31 protein-coding genes are annotated in these 14,240 nt (G+C 59.0%); 5 read left to right on the forward strand and 26 right to left on the reverse strand.

Features of this window, described 5'->3' with window-relative positions:
- A partial coding sequence (locus tag ACP7B7_RS27780; RefSeq protein ID WP_426078856.1) for a hypothetical protein occupies positions 1-181 on the reverse strand: 181 nt, incomplete at its 3' end.
- Between the two features lie 110 nt (positions 182-291).
- Here ACP7B7_RS27780 and ACP7B7_RS27785 point away from each other — a divergent pair.
- Genes ACP7B7_RS27785 through ACP7B7_RS27795 form a run of 3 tightly spaced genes read left to right on the forward strand, consistent with a single transcriptional unit; the run spans position 292 to position 777 of the window.
- Entirely contained in the window at positions 292-465 is a 174-nt protein-coding gene (locus ACP7B7_RS27785; RefSeq protein ID WP_426078857.1) for a hypothetical protein, read from the forward strand.
- 7 nt (positions 466-472) lie between these two features.
- Positions 473-643: a hypothetical protein gene (locus tag ACP7B7_RS27790; RefSeq protein ID WP_426078858.1), complete on the forward strand. Its 171-nt coding sequence runs from the start codon at positions 473-475 to the stop codon at positions 641-643.
- Entirely contained in the window at positions 643-777 is a 135-nt protein-coding gene (locus ACP7B7_RS27795; protein ID WP_426078859.1) for a hypothetical protein, read from the forward strand. The genes ACP7B7_RS27790 and ACP7B7_RS27795 overlap by 1 nt, the downstream gene beginning before the upstream one ends.
- Here the strand turns inward: ACP7B7_RS27795 and ACP7B7_RS27800 are convergent.
- Positions 774-1,076 carry a hypothetical protein gene (locus tag ACP7B7_RS27800; RefSeq protein ID WP_426078860.1) on the reverse strand — a complete coding sequence of 101 codons (303 nt, stop codon included), beginning with the start codon at positions 1,074-1,076 and terminating at the stop codon, positions 774-776. The genes ACP7B7_RS27795 and ACP7B7_RS27800 overlap by 4 nt on opposite strands.
- 213 nt (positions 1,077-1,289) lie before the next feature.
- Between ACP7B7_RS27800 and ACP7B7_RS27805 the strand changes: the two genes are divergently transcribed.
- Positions 1,290-1,673 (forward strand): hypothetical protein, encoded by a 384-nt coding sequence (locus ACP7B7_RS27805; protein WP_426078861.1) that lies wholly within the window; start codon positions 1,290-1,292, stop codon positions 1,671-1,673.
- Here ACP7B7_RS27805 and ACP7B7_RS27810 read toward each other — a convergent pair.
- The 24 genes from ACP7B7_RS27810 to ACP7B7_RS27925 form a co-directional block, all read right to left on the reverse strand.
- On the reverse strand, positions 1,657-2,046 hold the full coding sequence (locus ACP7B7_RS27810; protein ID WP_426078862.1) for a DUF6232 family protein: 390 nt from the start codon (positions 2,044-2,046) through the stop codon (positions 1,657-1,659). The genes ACP7B7_RS27805 and ACP7B7_RS27810 overlap by 17 nt on opposite strands.
- Positions 2,047-2,210: 164 nt before the next feature.
- Positions 2,211-2,375 (reverse strand): hypothetical protein, encoded by a 165-nt coding sequence (locus ACP7B7_RS27815; RefSeq protein ID WP_426078863.1) that lies wholly within the window; start codon positions 2,373-2,375, stop codon positions 2,211-2,213.
- Positions 2,376-2,383: 8 nt separating this feature from the next.
- Complete coding sequence (locus ACP7B7_RS27820) at positions 2,384-2,557, reverse strand: hypothetical protein (RefSeq protein WP_426078864.1); 174 nt, start codon at positions 2,555-2,557, stop codon at positions 2,384-2,386.
- Complete coding sequence (locus ACP7B7_RS27825) at positions 2,554-2,847, reverse strand: hypothetical protein (RefSeq protein WP_426078865.1); 294 nt, start codon at positions 2,845-2,847, stop codon at positions 2,554-2,556. Before ACP7B7_RS27825 ends, ACP7B7_RS27820 begins: the two co-directional genes overlap by 4 nt.
- The gene (locus tag ACP7B7_RS27830) at positions 2,838-3,137 is read right to left on the reverse strand and encodes a hypothetical protein (RefSeq protein ID WP_426078866.1); all 300 of its coding nucleotides are present in this window, start codon (positions 3,135-3,137) and stop codon (positions 2,838-2,840) included. Before ACP7B7_RS27830 ends, ACP7B7_RS27825 begins: the two co-directional genes overlap by 10 nt.
- Positions 3,138-3,163: 26 nt before the next feature.
- Positions 3,164-3,784, reverse strand: a complete 621-nt coding sequence (locus ACP7B7_RS27835; protein WP_426078867.1) for a glycoside hydrolase family 104 protein — start codon at positions 3,782-3,784, stop codon at positions 3,164-3,166.
- 2 nt (positions 3,785-3,786) lie between these two features.
- Positions 3,787-5,325 (reverse strand): right-handed parallel beta-helix repeat-containing protein, encoded by a 1,539-nt coding sequence (locus ACP7B7_RS27840; RefSeq protein ID WP_426078868.1) that lies wholly within the window; start codon positions 5,323-5,325, stop codon positions 3,787-3,789.
- A complete protein-coding gene (locus ACP7B7_RS27845; RefSeq protein ID WP_426078869.1) occupies positions 5,325-6,134 on the reverse strand; it encodes a hypothetical protein in 810 nt (269 codons plus the stop codon). Before ACP7B7_RS27845 ends, ACP7B7_RS27840 begins: the two co-directional genes overlap by 1 nt.
- Positions 6,131-6,724, reverse strand: coding sequence for a hypothetical protein (locus ACP7B7_RS27850; protein ID WP_426078870.1), 594 nt, complete (start codon positions 6,722-6,724; stop codon positions 6,131-6,133). Before ACP7B7_RS27850 ends, ACP7B7_RS27845 begins: the two co-directional genes overlap by 4 nt.
- A complete protein-coding gene (locus tag ACP7B7_RS27855) occupies positions 6,721-7,095 on the reverse strand; it encodes a hypothetical protein (RefSeq protein ID WP_426078871.1) in 375 nt (124 codons plus the stop codon). The genes ACP7B7_RS27850 and ACP7B7_RS27855 overlap by 4 nt, the downstream gene beginning before the upstream one ends.
- Before the next feature lie 11 nt (positions 7,096-7,106).
- Positions 7,107-7,316 carry a hypothetical protein gene (locus tag ACP7B7_RS27860; RefSeq protein WP_426078872.1) on the reverse strand — a complete coding sequence of 70 codons (210 nt, stop codon included), beginning with the start codon at positions 7,314-7,316 and terminating at the stop codon, positions 7,107-7,109.
- A complete protein-coding gene (locus tag ACP7B7_RS27865) occupies positions 7,313-7,705 on the reverse strand; it encodes a hypothetical protein (RefSeq protein ID WP_426078873.1) in 393 nt (130 codons plus the stop codon). Before ACP7B7_RS27865 ends, ACP7B7_RS27860 begins: the two co-directional genes overlap by 4 nt.
- A 10-nt stretch (positions 7,706-7,715) precedes the next feature.
- A complete protein-coding gene (locus ACP7B7_RS27870) occupies positions 7,716-8,516 on the reverse strand; it encodes a major capsid protein P2 (protein ID WP_426078874.1) in 801 nt (266 codons plus the stop codon).
- A 49-nt stretch (positions 8,517-8,565) separates the two neighbouring features.
- A complete protein-coding gene (locus tag ACP7B7_RS27875; RefSeq protein WP_268766380.1) occupies positions 8,566-8,688 on the reverse strand; it encodes a hypothetical protein in 123 nt (40 codons plus the stop codon).
- Between the two features lie 105 nt (positions 8,689-8,793).
- Entirely contained in the window at positions 8,794-9,495 is a 702-nt protein-coding gene (locus tag ACP7B7_RS27880; protein ID WP_426078875.1) for a hypothetical protein, read from the reverse strand.
- Positions 9,482-9,997 carry a hypothetical protein gene (locus ACP7B7_RS27885; protein WP_426078876.1) on the reverse strand — a complete coding sequence of 172 codons (516 nt, stop codon included), beginning with the start codon at positions 9,995-9,997 and terminating at the stop codon, positions 9,482-9,484. Before ACP7B7_RS27885 ends, ACP7B7_RS27880 begins: the two co-directional genes overlap by 14 nt.
- Before the next feature lie 3 nt (positions 9,998-10,000).
- Positions 10,001-10,333, reverse strand: coding sequence for a hypothetical protein (locus ACP7B7_RS27890; RefSeq protein ID WP_426078877.1), 333 nt, complete (start codon positions 10,331-10,333; stop codon positions 10,001-10,003).
- A gap of 30 nt (positions 10,334-10,363) precedes the next feature.
- On the reverse strand, positions 10,364-10,513 hold the full coding sequence (locus ACP7B7_RS27895) for a hypothetical protein (protein WP_426078878.1): 150 nt from the start codon (positions 10,511-10,513) through the stop codon (positions 10,364-10,366).
- Entirely contained in the window at positions 10,510-10,662 is a 153-nt protein-coding gene (locus ACP7B7_RS27900; protein WP_426078879.1) for a hypothetical protein, read from the reverse strand. Before ACP7B7_RS27900 ends, ACP7B7_RS27895 begins: the two co-directional genes overlap by 4 nt.
- On the reverse strand, positions 10,662-12,422 hold the full coding sequence (locus ACP7B7_RS27905) for a replication endonuclease (RefSeq protein ID WP_426078880.1): 1,761 nt from the start codon (positions 12,420-12,422) through the stop codon (positions 10,662-10,664). Before ACP7B7_RS27905 ends, ACP7B7_RS27900 begins: the two co-directional genes overlap by 1 nt.
- Positions 12,423-12,448: 26 nt before the next feature.
- Positions 12,449-12,571, reverse strand: a complete 123-nt coding sequence (locus ACP7B7_RS27910) for a hypothetical protein (RefSeq protein ID WP_426078881.1) — start codon at positions 12,569-12,571, stop codon at positions 12,449-12,451.
- Positions 12,571-12,996 (reverse strand): hypothetical protein, encoded by a 426-nt coding sequence (locus ACP7B7_RS27915; RefSeq protein WP_426078882.1) that lies wholly within the window; start codon positions 12,994-12,996, stop codon positions 12,571-12,573. Before ACP7B7_RS27915 ends, ACP7B7_RS27910 begins: the two co-directional genes overlap by 1 nt.
- A gap of 58 nt (positions 12,997-13,054) precedes the next feature.
- The gene (locus ACP7B7_RS27920; protein ID WP_426078883.1) at positions 13,055-13,441 is read right to left on the reverse strand and encodes a hypothetical protein; all 387 of its coding nucleotides are present in this window, start codon (positions 13,439-13,441) and stop codon (positions 13,055-13,057) included.
- Complete coding sequence (locus ACP7B7_RS27925; RefSeq protein ID WP_426078884.1) at positions 13,438-13,632, reverse strand: hypothetical protein; 195 nt, start codon at positions 13,630-13,632, stop codon at positions 13,438-13,440. Before ACP7B7_RS27925 ends, ACP7B7_RS27920 begins: the two co-directional genes overlap by 4 nt.
- Before the next feature lie 232 nt (positions 13,633-13,864).
- Between ACP7B7_RS27925 and ACP7B7_RS27930 the strand changes: the two genes are divergently transcribed.
- Positions 13,865-14,194, forward strand: coding sequence for a DUF3693 domain-containing protein (locus tag ACP7B7_RS27930; protein WP_426078885.1), 330 nt, complete (start codon positions 13,865-13,867; stop codon positions 14,192-14,194).
- Positions 14,195-14,240 lie beyond the last annotated feature (46 nt).

Genomic DNA, 14,240 nt, shown 5'->3' on the forward strand with positions numbered 1-14,240 from the left:
GGCTTACGGATTTCGGGACGCATCCTACTTCTTTCTGAAAATCAAGGATGCGTTCCCCGGTAAAGTGCGATGAACCAAAAAAAAGGGTGCGGCTGCGGATGCGGGAAGCGCGCTCGGTGAGGCGGCTGCCGATCTGGCTGGCGGTTTTGTTGGTGGCGTCGCATTGGGCCTGGGCGATCAAATTGGCATCCCGCGCACCAACATGACGCAATGTGAAAAAGACCTGGCGGCGGGCAAGACGTGGGATGCCTCGTTTTCGTGTCCGGCGTCAACCTGGCTGGGGAGTCTGTTTTGAACCTGAAAAGCATTATTCCGACAGGTCCGCAAGTTGCCCGTGAGGCGCTCATTGTGCTGGGTGGCGTGCTGATTGCCGCTTTCATCCTGAGCCGCTTCCCAAAGCTGCAAAAGTTCGTTTCTGATAACAGCCTGACCGTCAAAGATACGGCCGGCAATAACCTTTACTAGGGGTAGCATGCGTACTGTACTGAACCGTTTGAAAGAGCCGTCCACCTGGGCGGGCGTGGCCGGCATGGCCCTGGCCGTATCGCCATTCCTGCCGCCGCCGTTCCATATCTGCGCGCAGGGCCTGGCGGCCATGGCCGGCGCGCTGGCCGCCACGATGCGCGACAGCCAGGCGGCGTAATGTTCGGCGTGTCGATCAACACCAAAATGTTGCCATGGCTGCTGGCGGCAGCTGGGGTGGCGTTTCTGGTGTATCGACAGCACCAGGCCGATACCGTGCTGGATCGGCGGTATCCGCGCGCTTACAGGGATTAAACGATGGCGTGCAGCGCCAGGCGCGCATGGTACGGCGGTGGCCGGCGCGCCGTGATTTCCTCAAACCTGCCGACCTTCTTGGCGTACCTGACCTTGCCGGCCACATCGTAGCGCTGGACGTAGTTGGCGTAGGCACGGTCGGATGCGTGCACGGGTGATACCGATAGAACCCAGGCGTATAGATCGTCTTCAAGGACAGGGATTTCCCCGAACAGGTCATGCGCTGGCTGGCGTAGCTGGTACGAGAAATACTCGGCTGGCGGCGTGTACTTTTTCTTGCGGCGGGTGGGGGTTTTCATTCGGATATAATGCCAGCGCGGTAATGACCGTGGGCAATAAAACAAGGGTTTACATAATTTCGCGGAAGAGGTGTATTTTTCGATGAAAAGCGATGTAAGTCTTTGATACTTCACTACTTTAGCCGTTTGACATAATATAAATTATGCGAAGAGTGATGCCAGCACTGAAAAATTCTCACTTCCTCAGTTTCCCAATCGCAAATGCGATTCGGCATGATGGCCTTCCCATCAATTCTTGACACAAAATCTATGCGATATCCTAACCTTCGATACGGCAACCCTACCGAGTTTGCCCACTTCGCCATGGGCATTCCCCTGGCCGATCTGGCGCGCATCCTGCGCCGCGACGAGCGCACTGTACGCGACTGGCTCAGCGCCAAACAGCGCGTGCCGTGGTGGGTTCCCGAATACATGCGCCTGCGCCACATGGAGCGCGCCGAGCGGTTCCGCCAGATGGGATTTTCCACCAGCACTCACGCAAAACTTGGCATCGTGCGCGCCGACGTTATCGTGCTGGCCGAACGCCGGCCAAAAAAAGAGCCGAAGATCACAGACCTTCGGCTTGACGACTTCGACCCGATCAGGCGCGCAGAATAATCACCTGATTGATGGCCGCCACGACCTCACGGACAAACGGCTGTATTTTGCTGGTGAGCGCACGATTTTCGCCAGATGCGCTTGCCAGTGTCACCGTGTAATGAGTTCGCTGTAGCGCCAACCAAATGACGCCCGGCAGCAGAACAATGAGCCAGTGAACTATCGATAATGATGCCAAGTTTACGTCCCTTGTCAGGGCAAAAAATGACATTAAAATCAACGCTGCCGGCCATATCCTGTTTGGCTTCCGGACGCCCAATTTCACCGATGTTATGCCGCTCATAGCGTATGTTTCATCATCAACCACGAACCTGGCGTTTGTGACCGTCACACGGCCATTGCTGTAATACGTTGTCTCGACTGGCGTGCTCATGGTTTCCCCAAAGAAATGAGATTCCATATTATCAAGAAAACTTTCTACGGCCTAGCTCTTGTAAGCCATCGGATAACGATCGTTCAGCACATTGGCCGCCTTGTGCTTGGTGTACATGACGTACGCGGCCACCACGGCGGCCAGGATCAGCATATTTTTCTGGTTCACGCCGTCGCTCCTTTTTCCTTGATGGCGCCGGCCAGCGCGCCGGCCATGGCCGCCAGTCCCTGCGCGCAGACATGGTACGGCGGCGGCAAGAACGGACTCACGGACAGCGCCAATGCGGCGATGCCGGCCCAGGTGCTGGCTTCTTTAAAACGTTTCAACATTTCATCCCTTAAAAAAGTGTATTGCCCTTGTCGTCTTTGACGGCCAGGCTGTTATCAGTGACAAACTTTTGCAGCTTTGGAAATCTGGACAGGATGAATGCCGCCAGCAGCATCCCGCCCAGGACAATCAGCGCCTCGCGCGCCACTTGCGGCCCCGTAGGGATAATGCTTTTCAGGTTCAAAAGAAACTCCCGAGCCAGGTTCCTGCCGGGCAGGAAAACGAGGCATCCCACGTCTTGCCGGCCGCCAGGTCTTTTTCACATTGCGTCATGTTGGTACGGGGAATGCCGATCTGGTCGCCCAGGCCCAATGCAACGCCACCAACAAAACCGCCAGCCAGATCAGCAGCCGCCTCACCGATCGCGTTTCCCGCATCCGCAGCCGCACCCTTTTTTTTTACCAGCACCACCAGGGCCAGCGCCGCGACGGCCACGCCGATCAGCAGAAACTTGTGATCGCCCATCAGTTCCACCAGCCTTTCACGAAAATGGAATCCTTGCCGCCGTTGCCGGTGATCTGCGGATTGGTGATACTGGCCAGGTAATCCGTGCCACCATACGACCAGTCGCTGGTCGCGCCACCCAGCAGGCCGGCCATGCCGAAGCTGCCGAGCGCCGTGTTCTGGTCATACGGCGCGCCGTACATCGGGTTGTAGGTCGGCGTGATCTGGCCGCCCAGGATGGGCGACAGGCCACTTGTCAGTTTCGTTGTTTTGAGCTGCTTGTACAGCACGTAGCCCAAGCCGACGACCGCCGCTCCCATAATCAAATCCTGAATGTCTTGCTTGTTCATGCCAGTTGGCCCCCTGCGTTGATATATTCGGCCTGCAACCGCGCCAGCGACTCTTCACGCTGGCCGTAGCCGGCGCCTGGAAGGCTTGCCCATTCTTTCCGGCATTTCTGCACAGCGGCCGCGAACTGGCCGTTCATCGCCAGGCGCAGGCCGCCGCGCTGGCGGATCAGCTCAATGCAGGCCAGGTCTTGACTGGCCGGACTGAAATCGGGCAAGCCGAGTTTTGCCTGTACGCCGTTCCAGGTGCGCTGGATGATCTGATAGGCGCCGGCAGCGCTGGAATAATCATTGATGCGCGGTATCCAGACCATCGCACGCGGATGGTCGGAATAGTCGTCAAACAGGCCGCCGCCTACGATGGTGCGATAGCCGTCCTGGCCCAACGTACCCTCTCCCACGCGGATGGCCCGCATGAACGCGGCCAGGTTGCGGCCCTGCTGTTCTGGTGAAACGTTCGAATTCATATCGGTAAATTCCTGAAAAAGTGCATCGGCCTGATCGAATAAATCAGGCGCCTCATACGCCGTGTCGCCATCATCCGCCCCGCCCTGCCCGGCCTGCATCCAGAGCAGCAGGGCAGCGGCGGCGACCGCGCCAATCACCATCGCGCGCGACATTTTTACGGCACCAGCCCGGAGCCAATTTGCAGATTATTCGATTGAAAATAGCGCACCGAGCCAGCGTACTGGGAGCCGCCAAAATTCATTGTTTTGCCAGCAGCCACTGTATTGCCGGTCACCAAAAAATCGACAGTGTCGTTTCCTGTTGCATCGGCTCCGAAATAGTTTCCGGTGACGGTCCATCGCTCTGATGGCGCCGAGCCACTTGTGTTTCGTCGCAAGTACACCGCGTCCGCATTGCAGTTGAATCGGTTTCCATTCATCGTAACGTCATTGAAACCACCCCCACTCGGACCATCCGTTGCACTAACTACGCACCGGTTCACGTTGTCAAACTCGTTCGAATTGATAATCACATTTTTAGTCGACGAACCGGATATACCGATTTTGAGCGACTCGAATGTATTGCCAACAATCTTGATATTCGTATGCGTTTCTGCCCCGATTGCAGTCACCGTCATATTTGCGTTGCCCACAAAATGGTTTCCGATGATCGTCACCGCGTTTGTGTAGACGTTTGAATTCATGCCTATCATGGTTATCGTCGGCAACGTCAAATCGTCCTGTACGAACCAGTTATTCGATACGATCACGTCTTTTTCGCTATGCAGCAGATACAGATAATTCGTACCGACGCTATTGCTAAATTGATTCCCGCTCACGGTAACCCGGCCCCGCGTATCTTCCAGGTGCACAGCCGCATCACCTGCCACATTTTTTACAATGTTGTTCGTGATCGTGACGTTTTTTACCGCTGTAACGCCCACAAACCGCGCCTCAGTCGCTACCGTTGGAAAGCCGGCGCTGCCAAGAAATTGATTGCCCGAAATTATCCAGTCCTCCGACGGCGCCGACGAGGCACAATTTGCCTCGACAAAATCCCCGGTCATGTTGCGCGCCGTGTTATTGAGCACCTTCACATGGTTCGAGACTTTGCCGAGCTGCTGAATTACGCCATATTTCACCGTGTCGAATACGCTATTTTGTACGGTTACCTGCGTTGTATCGTGCAGCCAGACGCTTTGATCCACGCCCTTGAAAAATACCTTGTCAATCATGACATTCGACGCACCGCCAGAAATCATTACGCCGCCTGGCGTTGATCCCTCCATGCGCAGATTTTCTAACGATGAATTGCTTTTCATCGTCATGGTGTTGCCGCTGGCATTCACCGGATACAATCGGGTGGCATACCCTTCCCCCACCACACGCGTATTTGCCGGCACATTCAAAATGCCCGTGAAATAGTAGCTCCCTGCCGGCAGAAATGCTGTGCGGTTTGCGGCGGCCGTTAAAAATGCATTCAGCGTTGCCGTGCTATCTGTCACACCGTTTGCAATGACGCCAAAATCCTTCGCGCTGATCGTTTCGGCCAGCTTGGCATTCACCGTCACCGGCACAGCACCGATACCCGCCTGCTTGAACTGCGGATACACGGCGCCGCCAGAGGTCGATACGATGGCAGCGCCGAACGACGGCGCCACCACCGCGCAGGCCGTTAACAGCGCAAGCGCATATCGTTTGAATTGGTATTTCATTAATTTATCTCCTGAATATTGATCCGTGCCGATTCACCATCCTGGCAAATTGCATACCATGCTGCACCTGGCGCCTCGTCCTCATTCCACGTTTCACCGGGATTTATGAGTACTGCAGCATCGTCAAAGACGATGCCGGATGCTCCAATGGCAACCGTATTCGGCCCCACGTTTCGTATCCGTGCGCCGCGCCGCGATGCGCTTGCCACCAGCAGCAGCCCAGCCGCATCAGCGACGTCTACCGGCGCTGAATTGATTACTGTGGTTGGCCTTGTCTGCCTTACCTCGAACACGGCGCCCGGCTTTTGCAGCACGGGAATCGCTTCATCATTGGTGTTATCGATCGTGACCACGCCCAGCACCGGCGCCACCGTGCCGGCAAAATTCACCGGGATCGGCTGCGCTGCCGTGTTGCTGACGCGAATACTCGCCAACGATACGGGAATCGGCGTGGTGTTGCTGCTGCTGGTGAGCGTGACCGGGATCGAGTTCGCCAGGCCGTTCGTGATATTGACGCCCTCGGGCACCAGCACCGCGCCGCCAGCCGTGCCGCCCAGCTGCACATCGTTGATCGCCAGGAAAATGCCCACCTCGCAATCGAGTGCGGATTTCAGGATGATGCCGCCGAAGTCCTCGACCATTCGGAAGCCTGGCATACGACCAGGAATCGACTGAAATGGCGTGCTGTTGCGCAACAGGGTTATATCGACGCCCTGCCCTGTGGTTACCGAATCAACCAGCAGCACGCGGCCAGGGATATCGACGCGCATTTCAATGCCTGCTTCCAGGCGAAACAGTTTATAGCTCATGCTTTGCCCATCGCTTTCAACGCGACCACCGCCACAATTGCCAGGCCGATACCCACCAACACTTTCTGTTCGCCGGCCTTGCTGTTCGTGTAGGCCGTTTCCATCTTGCCGGCCACGTCGCCGTAGGCATCCTTGACCGATTGCAGGGCGCTTTTCGCCACCGCGTCCGATCGCGCACCAGCGGCAGCAAGCTCACTGGCGGCGCCGGCCGTAATGTCCGCGGAGAATTTGAATGCGGCGCCCAGGGCGGCATCATTCGACTTAAACGCGCTATCGCTCACGGCATTGGCGAATTTGTAGGAACTGTCCATCGCGGCGCGGCCCGTTTCCAGGCTGTCTTTCACGCTTTTATTGATGGTATCGAGCGCGCCGGTCACGGTCGAATCGGCGAATTTCAGCGCGCCATCCGTGATCGCGTTGCCGAATTTGAATGCGCCATCGACCGCGCCGTGGTCGGTCTGGCTGATGGACACATTGCCGATGTTGGAGCGGGACGCCACCAGGTTGACGGACTCGCCGGAACCGGTAATCCGGTTGTCCTGCGATTCCTGCGTCTGCGCCTGTGTGCTATTGCTTTTGCTGGTCGTCATTTGATTGTTTTTCCCATGCAGTAGGCGTCAAGCACCCACCCTTGTTTTTTCATTTTTCTCACCAGACCAGGGCGGCGGGTGCGCATTGTCATGCGGTCTGCAATTGCGCCTTGGCGCTCGATTGTCGGCACCAGCGACGCCACCAGATCGACGCCTGGCAGGCCACCAGCAGCCGCTACGATGACAATTTCGCTGCCGTTTTCGTAATGGTCCTGCCGTAGGGCGTAACGCACCACCACCGCGCCGGCCACGACCACCTCGAACAACTGCGCGCCACGCATGGCCTCGTCCATCGAGCCCAACCCGCCAGCCGTTTCCCGGTCAGGCCGGTAGGCGGCGGCGTAGGCGGCGCGCGCTGCATCGTCCAGCACGCCTTCGCGTATTACCGCTTCTTGAACAGAGCCCACGCCACCACCCCCACCGCCGCTATCAGCATGGTTTTTGTCGTGATGCCGGACGTGGAGCCGGCGCCGCTGTTGACAATCCAGTCACCTGTATTCAGGCCGCCTGCACTGCCGCCCTGATCGCCGTTTTTGGCGCCAGAGGTGGCCGCCATTTGCAACGGCGGCATGGCTGGCATGGCCGGCGTCATCGCTTAATCAGCAGGATCAAGCCCGCGCCGATGGCCGCCCACAGCAGCAAGTTGTTATTGCGCACCTGCTGCACAGCGACTTGCTGCTGGACGGCCTGTTGCGGGGCATTCGCCACCTGGGTGTATTTCTGCTGATCGCGGAACATGGCATAGTTTAGCGCCGTGGTGGCCGCGCCCAGGACGAAGCCGCCAGCTTTGGAATCAAAGAAGTTACCGAAGCCGTTACCTGTGGCCGTGCTGGTTTCCATGGCCGGCGCGCCCCAGGCAACGTCTTGCGCAACCGTGCCGCCCGCCCCCAGGGTGTTGTATGGGTCGGAATCGGAGCCACTCGAACCGAAGCCCAAGAAGGAATCAGACCCGAAGCCCAATAAGGAATCAAATTGGCCCATATTTCCCGCCTTATTTCAGCAGCTTGATGTCGGAAACGTAGTCGATATACGCTTTCAGGCTATCCGGTGCATCGGTGGTGATGCGCAGGAGCGCTTCGGTGATCTGCGAGGTATCGAGCATGTTCATCAGGTTGCCGTCACCGATGAAATCGAGCACCAGCAAATTGGTTTGCGGCACCAGGCGGTTACGCTTTTGCTGGTAGGTCAGTTCGCCCACGGTGGCGCGGATGCGCGGCGTGCCATCGGTGCGCAGTTCGGCGGCGGTGATATGGCCGGTACTGTGCAGCCAGATGCGCTTGATCAAGCCACCATTCGCCATCACTGGCAGCATTACGTCGTTCTCGCCCACCAGGGTGAGCGGCACGTTGAAATCTTTGCGCTGCAAGACGAAGGGGTTTTGCGTTTTGTCGCGGTACTCCGTGATCGCCTTGATATCGCTACCGGCAGCGGCGCCTGGCTTGATTTCCAGTTCAAACGTCAGTGACGCCAGCATGTTGCGCGGCAGCGCGGCCAGGTACTGCGCGGCGGCGCCGCCACGGGTGTTTGGCTCGGTGAAATCGATAGTGATCACGTTCGCATCCACAAACAGGCCTTGATAGGCGTCACGCACGCCCAGGAAGGCGCCGTCATCGACAAAGAATGTCACACCGTTTGCTTTGCCTTCGATGCGGCCCACGTTGGCCTTGGTCAGACCGCCCGACAGGAAAAAGTGGATACGGTCATAGGTGGCGTTGTACGACAGTTTCAGCACCGCCGTGGCGCCCGGCTTGACGTTTTGCAGATCAATCGAGCGGTCGATATTCGAACTCATGTTTTTTTTCCTGGTGTGGGTTTGTGAAAGTGTCGCGGGGCTGGCCGGCTTATTGGCCGCCAGGCAGGTAGACGCCGACGACCGGGATTTTCACGAACGATTTTTGAATGAAGTAGACGCCGGCAAAAGCAGCCAGGGCGATCAGCGCGGTATGGATGGTGGCCTTGTTCATGTTGGTTTCCTGTAGGGGTTTTGTGTTCGGTATTGACAAGCCCCGATACTGCCCACCACCCCAGGAAACAGCAATAAGCTGTAACGGTTACAGATACCGTTACCGTTACAGCGGTTTGTTGACGCCGTAGCGCACCGATTTATCTGGATTTCGATGAAAAAATTGAAGCGGCGGCAGCATCAGTAGTTGCTCATGTGGTTTTTGAGCAACGGTCTTCTTGCTTTTTGCGTCCGTCTCGTAGACGGTCGGCAGGCGCATCACCGAAGCCATGACCTTGGCGTCCGGTTCCCAGTTCAGGCCGTAGCATCGGATTTCGGTGCAGTTGCCCAGGAAGTTCTTGTCCATGTTCGCCGGGCGCTGGGCCACGCCGATGACCGTCAAACCCTTGTGCCGGCCCGCTGTCGACAACTTTTTCCAGGCTGGCGGCGCCCAGGACGGCAAAGTCACCTCCGACAGTTCCTCGACCAGCACATGCGCGCCAGGGGTCAGCCAGGCGGCCCGGCAAAACCATTCGAACTGTTCCTTTTTCTCAGCGTCACGGCTGGACGCGACAAAGATAATCGCCTTGGTCCCGGCCTTCACTTCCTTGACAAAATCGGTGATTTTCGTCGTCACCACCCCACCACAGAACGACTCATAATCGTCGGTTTCTTCCAGTGGCGACCAGACCAGCAGCCGCGTATAGGAGCGCAGCAAATCGCCCTTGATGTAGGAGCTTTTGCCCATTCCGGTGGCGCCGATGACGCCGTAAATGTTGGCCTTGTTTTTTGTGCCGGCTGTCGCCCGGCCGGCGTTAGGTAGGGTCAACGAAGCCCCCCGGCGCTTGGCCCATTGGTGGCACGTCCGCACCTGGCGTAATGTCCTTTTCCTCGCGGCGCGGCGCCGCTTTCTCATCTTTCGCCTCCCGGCGCGCCTTGATGGCCTGATAGGTCGGCACCACCAGCGGCACGGACGCCACTACCAGGGCGATTTCTGGCCCAAAGCGCGTCAAGGTCTCGCCGGCGTCCCAGCCGTACTTTTCGGACACGGCGGCCATGCCTACGCCCCACTGGTAGCACGCCTGTTCGTTGTAGACGCCCGCCAGCTCAGGCAATCCCATCACAATCACCTTGCCCAGCATGAAAGGAATCTGCCCCCAGGTCTGCGCCGGGTCGATACCTGGCGGCGCGTCAGGTTGCGGATCGATGAATTCGGCGTCTTCCTGCGCACGCTCTTGCTCAGCGCGGCCCGCTTCGATGGTGATACGGTCGAATGGGTCGTTCGGATCGAGCGGCGCCGGCGATTCCTGGCTTTCATTCAGGTCGGCCATGGTCTACCCCGCCAACAGCGGTTGCAGGGAGAAGAAGCCGGGCCGTTTTGCGGCCGCTGGCGCCTCTTCCGGCGCGACTGGCGCCTTCGCAGCAGCCTTTGGCGCCTGGCCCGACGCAGGGGCCGCCACGGGCGCCGCTGGCGGTTCCGTTACCGTTACCGTTACAGGCCGCATCTTGGCGCGCAGTTTGCCGTTACGGTGCTCGTTCCGGGTGAAGGTTTGCGCGTTGCAGTCGCCGCAATGAATGTAGGCGTGCTCGTTCTTGTCCGTCTTGACCTGGGCATCCGGGAAATCGCAGACAGGGCATGTGACATGCCCGATGGGAGTTTTTTTCATGGTGTACGCGGCCCGCTAGGCCGCGCCCTGTTATTTGCGCTTTTTGGCCGGCGCCTTGTGGGCCGGTTTCGGTGCTGGTTTGCGGGCGGCCGGCGCGGGCGCTTTGGGCGCCTCGTTCACGACCGAGGTTTTCAGGTAGTCCGCCCAGGCTTCGGGCGGCACGTAGGGATTGCGGTTCATGCTGTCGCTTTCTTCAAGTCATGCCATTGCAGGTGAATTGCCAGTTCACGAAAAAATGCTTTCGCCGGGCCTGGCAAGACAAACCCGTACTGCCGGTACAACGTGACGGCCTGACGCTCGAGCGCCCTGCCCTTTTCTGTATTTGGCATCAATGCCCCTCTGGATATTTGCGCTGCAAGTGCAGCAGATGTGCGCTGGCCGACAACGGCGGGCGCTTTTTGTGACGCTGGTACAGCGCCGTCTGGTCGACCTTTTCAGCCGGCGCGCCGGTGGCCTGGTCAAAACTCCGTCCAGCATCGAAGGACGGAGCAAAATTTTTATTTTTTGGGGTCGGCTTGATGTGCGTCCAGGGCGCCGACGCCCCAGGCGTACAGTTATTTACACCAGTCCGAGGAACGGCAAGGGCCACCCCGGCGCCGTCCCTGTCTATCGTCCAGCGGTAGCGGGTCGATTCATAGACTGCATGCGGCTGCGCCGCCAGATACACGCCTACGGGCCTGTGCGCCTCTACCTGCTCATAGCGCCCTTCGACGTCCTCTACCCGCTTGGCAAGCTGGATCGCGGCACGGCGGCCCACGGTAGGGCCGCCCATGGCCCGTATGAAACGGGCGAAGTCGGCGCGCTGGGCGATCGCGGGATTTTCGGACTCGACTTTCTGCGCGGCCTGGTAGGCCTCGCGGATCGGCTCAGGGGCATTGCGCACCGACTCGGCCGACAGGCGGCGGAACTCGCGCCACACGCCCACCGGCACGCCGCCGATCTGCTGGAACTGGCGGATGCCCCACACCTGTGACCAGTACGTGACGCGCTGGGAGGCGGTGAATTCCATGTTGCCGAACAGGTCGGGCGCGATGATGTACGTGCTGCCGTTCTCAAAAACCTTGTGATCCCCTACCCCGGCGCCGTCAATGTTCTTGCTGACATACTTGGCGATGTAGCCGGCTGCAGTTCCCTTGCCTGCCTCGATCCGCACCAGCTTGACGCGGTTTTCCTCGGCGCCGCCCTCGTCGCCATCTTCCAGCATGGCGTACTTGGTTATCACGGCCTCCATCACCGCCTGGTGCTCAGGCGCGACGAACAGCAGCATGTGCCAGTGCGGGCATCCGTCCGTGTGCGGTTCGGCGATACGGAAGCCATACGGCTGGATACCGCGACGGTGCAGCGCTGACCGCATGCGCTTCCAGGCATCGGCCAGATAGGCCTGCGCATCGCGTGGCGTCGGACTGCCGAATTCCGTGTATTTCGCGTTCGTGCCGCCCACCGAGTGGTATTTGCCGGGGCATGTGATCGTCCAGAACATGCCGATGTGGCGCATTTTGTCGGCGACCTCTTCGAAGCCGCGAATGCGCAACATCAATTCGCCTCGGCGCAGCGTTTTATTGCCCATGCCCAGGGCGGCCAGTTCGGCCAGGCTGTAGACGTCGCCGTTTTCATTGGTGGCCGTGACGGACTCAAGCATTTTCTGGTTGGCGTAGTTTTGCGCCGCCTGCGCCAGGCAGGTTTCGCGGCTGACATACGGATCAGCGCGAACGTAGGTCAGGCCCAGCTGTATCGACGTGTGCTCGAAGCGGCGCAGCAACTCGCGGCGCAGTGCGCGGCGCCACCAAGCGTGATCTGCAGCGCGGGCAATGTAGCCGCCTATCGTTTCAGCCACCGGGCCACGGATGCCGCGCCTGGCGCAAATCGCCTCAATGCCCGCCTTGATGGCGTCGGCATCGTGCAGGCGGGCGCAAATCGCGTAGCACTCGCGGGCGGCCTGCAATGCGGCTGTCGATATCGCGCCCGGCCCGGTCATGGCGCCGTATTGGTCGGCCAGCGGCAAGCGCTGGTCGTCGGCCAGCACGGCATCGACCACGCGCTGGCGCGGCACGTTCAGGTCGCCGAACATGCGATTGACGGCGGCGGCCATGCGCGACGGTATGCCCATGGAAATCGTCATTTTTCGCACATCGCCAGGATCATGTGGAACAGAAGACAGCCGTATAGAACGATTGCAGCGACAGCAAGCACTGCCAGCAACAGCAGCCCCGCAGCCTCCATGATGAAATCGATATCCATCAGTGCACCTTGCCGCTTGGCGCAGGCATGCGCCCGCCATTCATGCACTTTTGCGCGACTTCCAACTGGGCGCGAAGCTTGGCGACCTCGCACCAGATGCGACCACGTTCCAGCGCGTCAAATTTACACAGGGCATCGCTGGCGCGCTCCTTCGGCATGCGCGCCGACATGACGGCCACCATGCGGGCGGCCAGCGGCAGGCGCATCCAGTACGCGGCGCGCACGGCCTCGACGTCTGCCGGCGTGGCGATCGTCGCCAGCACGGCGGCGGCGCGCTCCATGCGCACCTCGCGTGGCGTGGCGTTGATCTGCGCGGACACGACGTCCATTTCAGCCAGGAAGGCTTTTGTTTCCAGTTCCCGCGCTGTCAGCTGGGGGCCGGCGACGGCGGCCACGGCGGCCAGTTCTTTGGCGAGGTGTCTCATGCGGCCACCTTGCAGCGTTGAGCCAGGGCGACGAGCCAGTGCGCCAGTTCGGCCGCTTTCATTTCGGGTTTTCCAAAAAGAGCAAGGCGGCGTTCAGGGCATCAGGGCTGGCGATGACCTGGCCGGCCAGCACGTCCGATACATTGGCAAACGGGCCGTGCTTGAGCGAATGCAGCATGAAATGCAGGGCCATGATTGCCGTGCGCAGGTTTTGGCCGTCCAGCGCGCCGTGCGTGTCTTCGCGTGTCACCACCTTGGCAAGATTCAGCGCCTGGATGGCCTCGCTCTTGAGCGCGATTTCGCTGTTGATCCATTCGGCCCAGCCAGGCATGAGCGGCATACGGTCCAGTTCGCGGCGGTCATCGCGCAGGGACGTCAGCAAGGCGGCAACGGTGGACAGCCAGGCATCGCTGGACATGGTGATGGAGTAGTTGTCGGCGCTCATGCCGAGAACTCCACCAGGGCGGCGCGCAGACCATCCAAGTTGCGCACGTCGATACCGTGACCGATGAAGTCAGGATTTGTTCTCGCAATGCGGCGCTCTAGCGTGGCGATTTCCAGGCGGATTGCCGTTTCGATTGCGACAAATGATCCCGTGGAAATTGTGATAGTTTTGTAATAAATTGTTTCGGACATATCGCCTCCTCAGGCCTTTTTTGTTCCTCAGGCGGGGAGCCGGGCAGGCGGCGGGCGCCGCATCTGGCCTGAGGATGAGCAGAGTTTCTGCCCGACAAGGACGGAGAATACGCTTCACATGAAACATGTGTCAACAGAAACATGTTTCATGTGTGTAGCTTGTCGCATGAGTTGTAACAGTGTATGTTCCGGAAATACCGTTTGTACAAACGGGAAAGCCCTGAGGAGAGCTATGAAAACCACAATTGAATTCCTTGACGCGGTCAAGGAAAAATTGGGCATTACGTCCGACTATGCCCTGGCTAAACGCTTAGGATTCTCGCTGTCCACAGTGAGCAACTACCGTACCGGACGCCGGATACTTGACGACGACGCGGCGCTTGATATCGCTATGGCGCTTGAGGTGCACCCCTTTGAGGTGATCGCTTCTGTGAATGCAGAACGCGCAAAAACGCCCGAGCAGCGTGCGCGCTGGTCGGGCGTCATGGAAAAGTTTTCGGCGTCTTTTAATTCACTGTTATTGGGCGCCAGCCCGCGCCGAGCCTCGTTCTTGACGCGCTGATAACAGTTGTCGTGCTGGCATTACTCTTTATAAATTATGCGAACTT

Source organism: Janthinobacterium sp. PSPC3-1 (assembly GCF_049896105.1).
Classification (GTDB): Bacteria; Pseudomonadota; Gammaproteobacteria; order Burkholderiales; family Burkholderiaceae_D; genus Janthinobacterium.

Bases quoted from the DNA above. Each gene is read 5' to 3' on its own strand.
- ACP7B7_RS27890 (WP_426078877.1), bottom strand. From the start codon at position 10,333: ATGAAAAAAACTCCCATCGGGCATGTCACATGCCCTGTCTGCGATTTC.
- ACP7B7_RS27910 (WP_426078881.1), bottom strand. From the start codon at position 12,571: ATGGATATCGATTTCATCATGGAGGCTGCGGGGCTGCTGTTGCTGGCA.
- ACP7B7_RS27850 (WP_426078870.1), bottom strand. From the start codon at position 6,724: ATGACGACCAGCAAAAGCAATAGCACACAGGCGCAGACGCAGGAATCG.
- ACP7B7_RS27805 (WP_426078861.1), top strand. From the start codon at position 1,290: ATGATGGCCTTCCCATCAATTCTTGACACAAAATCTATGCGATATCCT.
- ACP7B7_RS27835 (WP_426078867.1), bottom strand. From the start codon at position 3,784: ATGTCGCGCGCGATGGTGATTGGCGCGGTCGCCGCCGCTGCCCTGCTG.
- ACP7B7_RS27915 (WP_426078882.1), bottom strand. From the start codon at position 12,996: ATGAGACACCTCGCCAAAGAACTGGCCGCCGTGGCCGCCGTCGCCGGC.
- ACP7B7_RS27905 (WP_426078880.1), bottom strand. From the start codon at position 12,422: ATGGCCGCCGCCGTCAATCGCATGTTCGGCGACCTGAACGTGCCGCGC.
- ACP7B7_RS27830 (WP_426078866.1), bottom strand. From the start codon at position 3,137: ATGGGAGCGGCGGTCGTCGGCTTGGGCTACGTGCTGTACAAGCAGCTC.
- ACP7B7_RS27925 (WP_426078884.1), bottom strand. From the start codon at position 13,632: ATGTCCGAAACAATTTATTACAAAACTATCACAATTTCCACGGGATCA.
- ACP7B7_RS27885 (WP_426078876.1), bottom strand. From the start codon at position 9,997: ATGGCCGACCTGAATGAAAGCCAGGAATCGCCGGCGCCGCTCGATCCG.
- ACP7B7_RS27790 (WP_426078858.1), top strand. From the start codon at position 473: ATGCGTACTGTACTGAACCGTTTGAAAGAGCCGTCCACCTGGGCGGGC.
- ACP7B7_RS27920 (WP_426078883.1), bottom strand. From the start codon at position 13,441: ATGAGCGCCGACAACTACTCCATCACCATGTCCAGCGATGCCTGGCTG.
- ACP7B7_RS27900 (WP_426078879.1), bottom strand. From the start codon at position 10,662: ATGCCAAATACAGAAAAGGGCAGGGCGCTCGAGCGTCAGGCCGTCACG.
- ACP7B7_RS27870 (WP_426078874.1), bottom strand. From the start codon at position 8,516: ATGAGTTCGAATATCGACCGCTCGATTGATCTGCAAAACGTCAAGCCG.
- ACP7B7_RS27815 (WP_426078863.1), bottom strand. From the start codon at position 2,375: ATGTTGAAACGTTTTAAAGAAGCCAGCACCTGGGCCGGCATCGCCGCA.
- ACP7B7_RS27930 (WP_426078885.1), top strand. From the start codon at position 13,865: ATGAAAACCACAATTGAATTCCTTGACGCGGTCAAGGAAAAATTGGGC.
- ACP7B7_RS27810 (WP_426078862.1), bottom strand. From the start codon at position 2,046: ATGAGCACGCCAGTCGAGACAACGTATTACAGCAATGGCCGTGTGACG.
- ACP7B7_RS27875 (WP_268766380.1), bottom strand. From the start codon at position 8,688: ATGAACAAGGCCACCATCCATACCGCGCTGATCGCCCTGGCTGCTTTT.
- ACP7B7_RS27845 (WP_426078869.1), bottom strand. From the start codon at position 6,134: ATGAGCTATAAACTGTTTCGCCTGGAAGCAGGCATTGAAATGCGCGTC.
- ACP7B7_RS27800 (WP_426078860.1), bottom strand. From the start codon at position 1,076: ATGAAAACCCCCACCCGCCGCAAGAAAAAGTACACGCCGCCAGCCGAG.
- ACP7B7_RS27895 (WP_426078878.1), bottom strand. From the start codon at position 10,513: ATGAACCGCAATCCCTACGTGCCGCCCGAAGCCTGGGCGGACTACCTG.
- ACP7B7_RS27840 (WP_426078868.1), bottom strand. From the start codon at position 5,325: ATGAAATACCAATTCAAACGATATGCGCTTGCGCTGTTAACGGCCTGC.
- ACP7B7_RS27865 (WP_426078873.1), bottom strand. From the start codon at position 7,705: ATGGGCCAATTTGATTCCTTATTGGGCTTCGGGTCTGATTCCTTCTTG.
- ACP7B7_RS27795 (WP_426078859.1), top strand. From the start codon at position 643: ATGTTCGGCGTGTCGATCAACACCAAAATGTTGCCATGGCTGCTGGCG.
- ACP7B7_RS27860 (WP_426078872.1), bottom strand. From the start codon at position 7,316: ATGACGCCGGCCATGCCAGCCATGCCGCCGTTGCAAATGGCGGCCACC.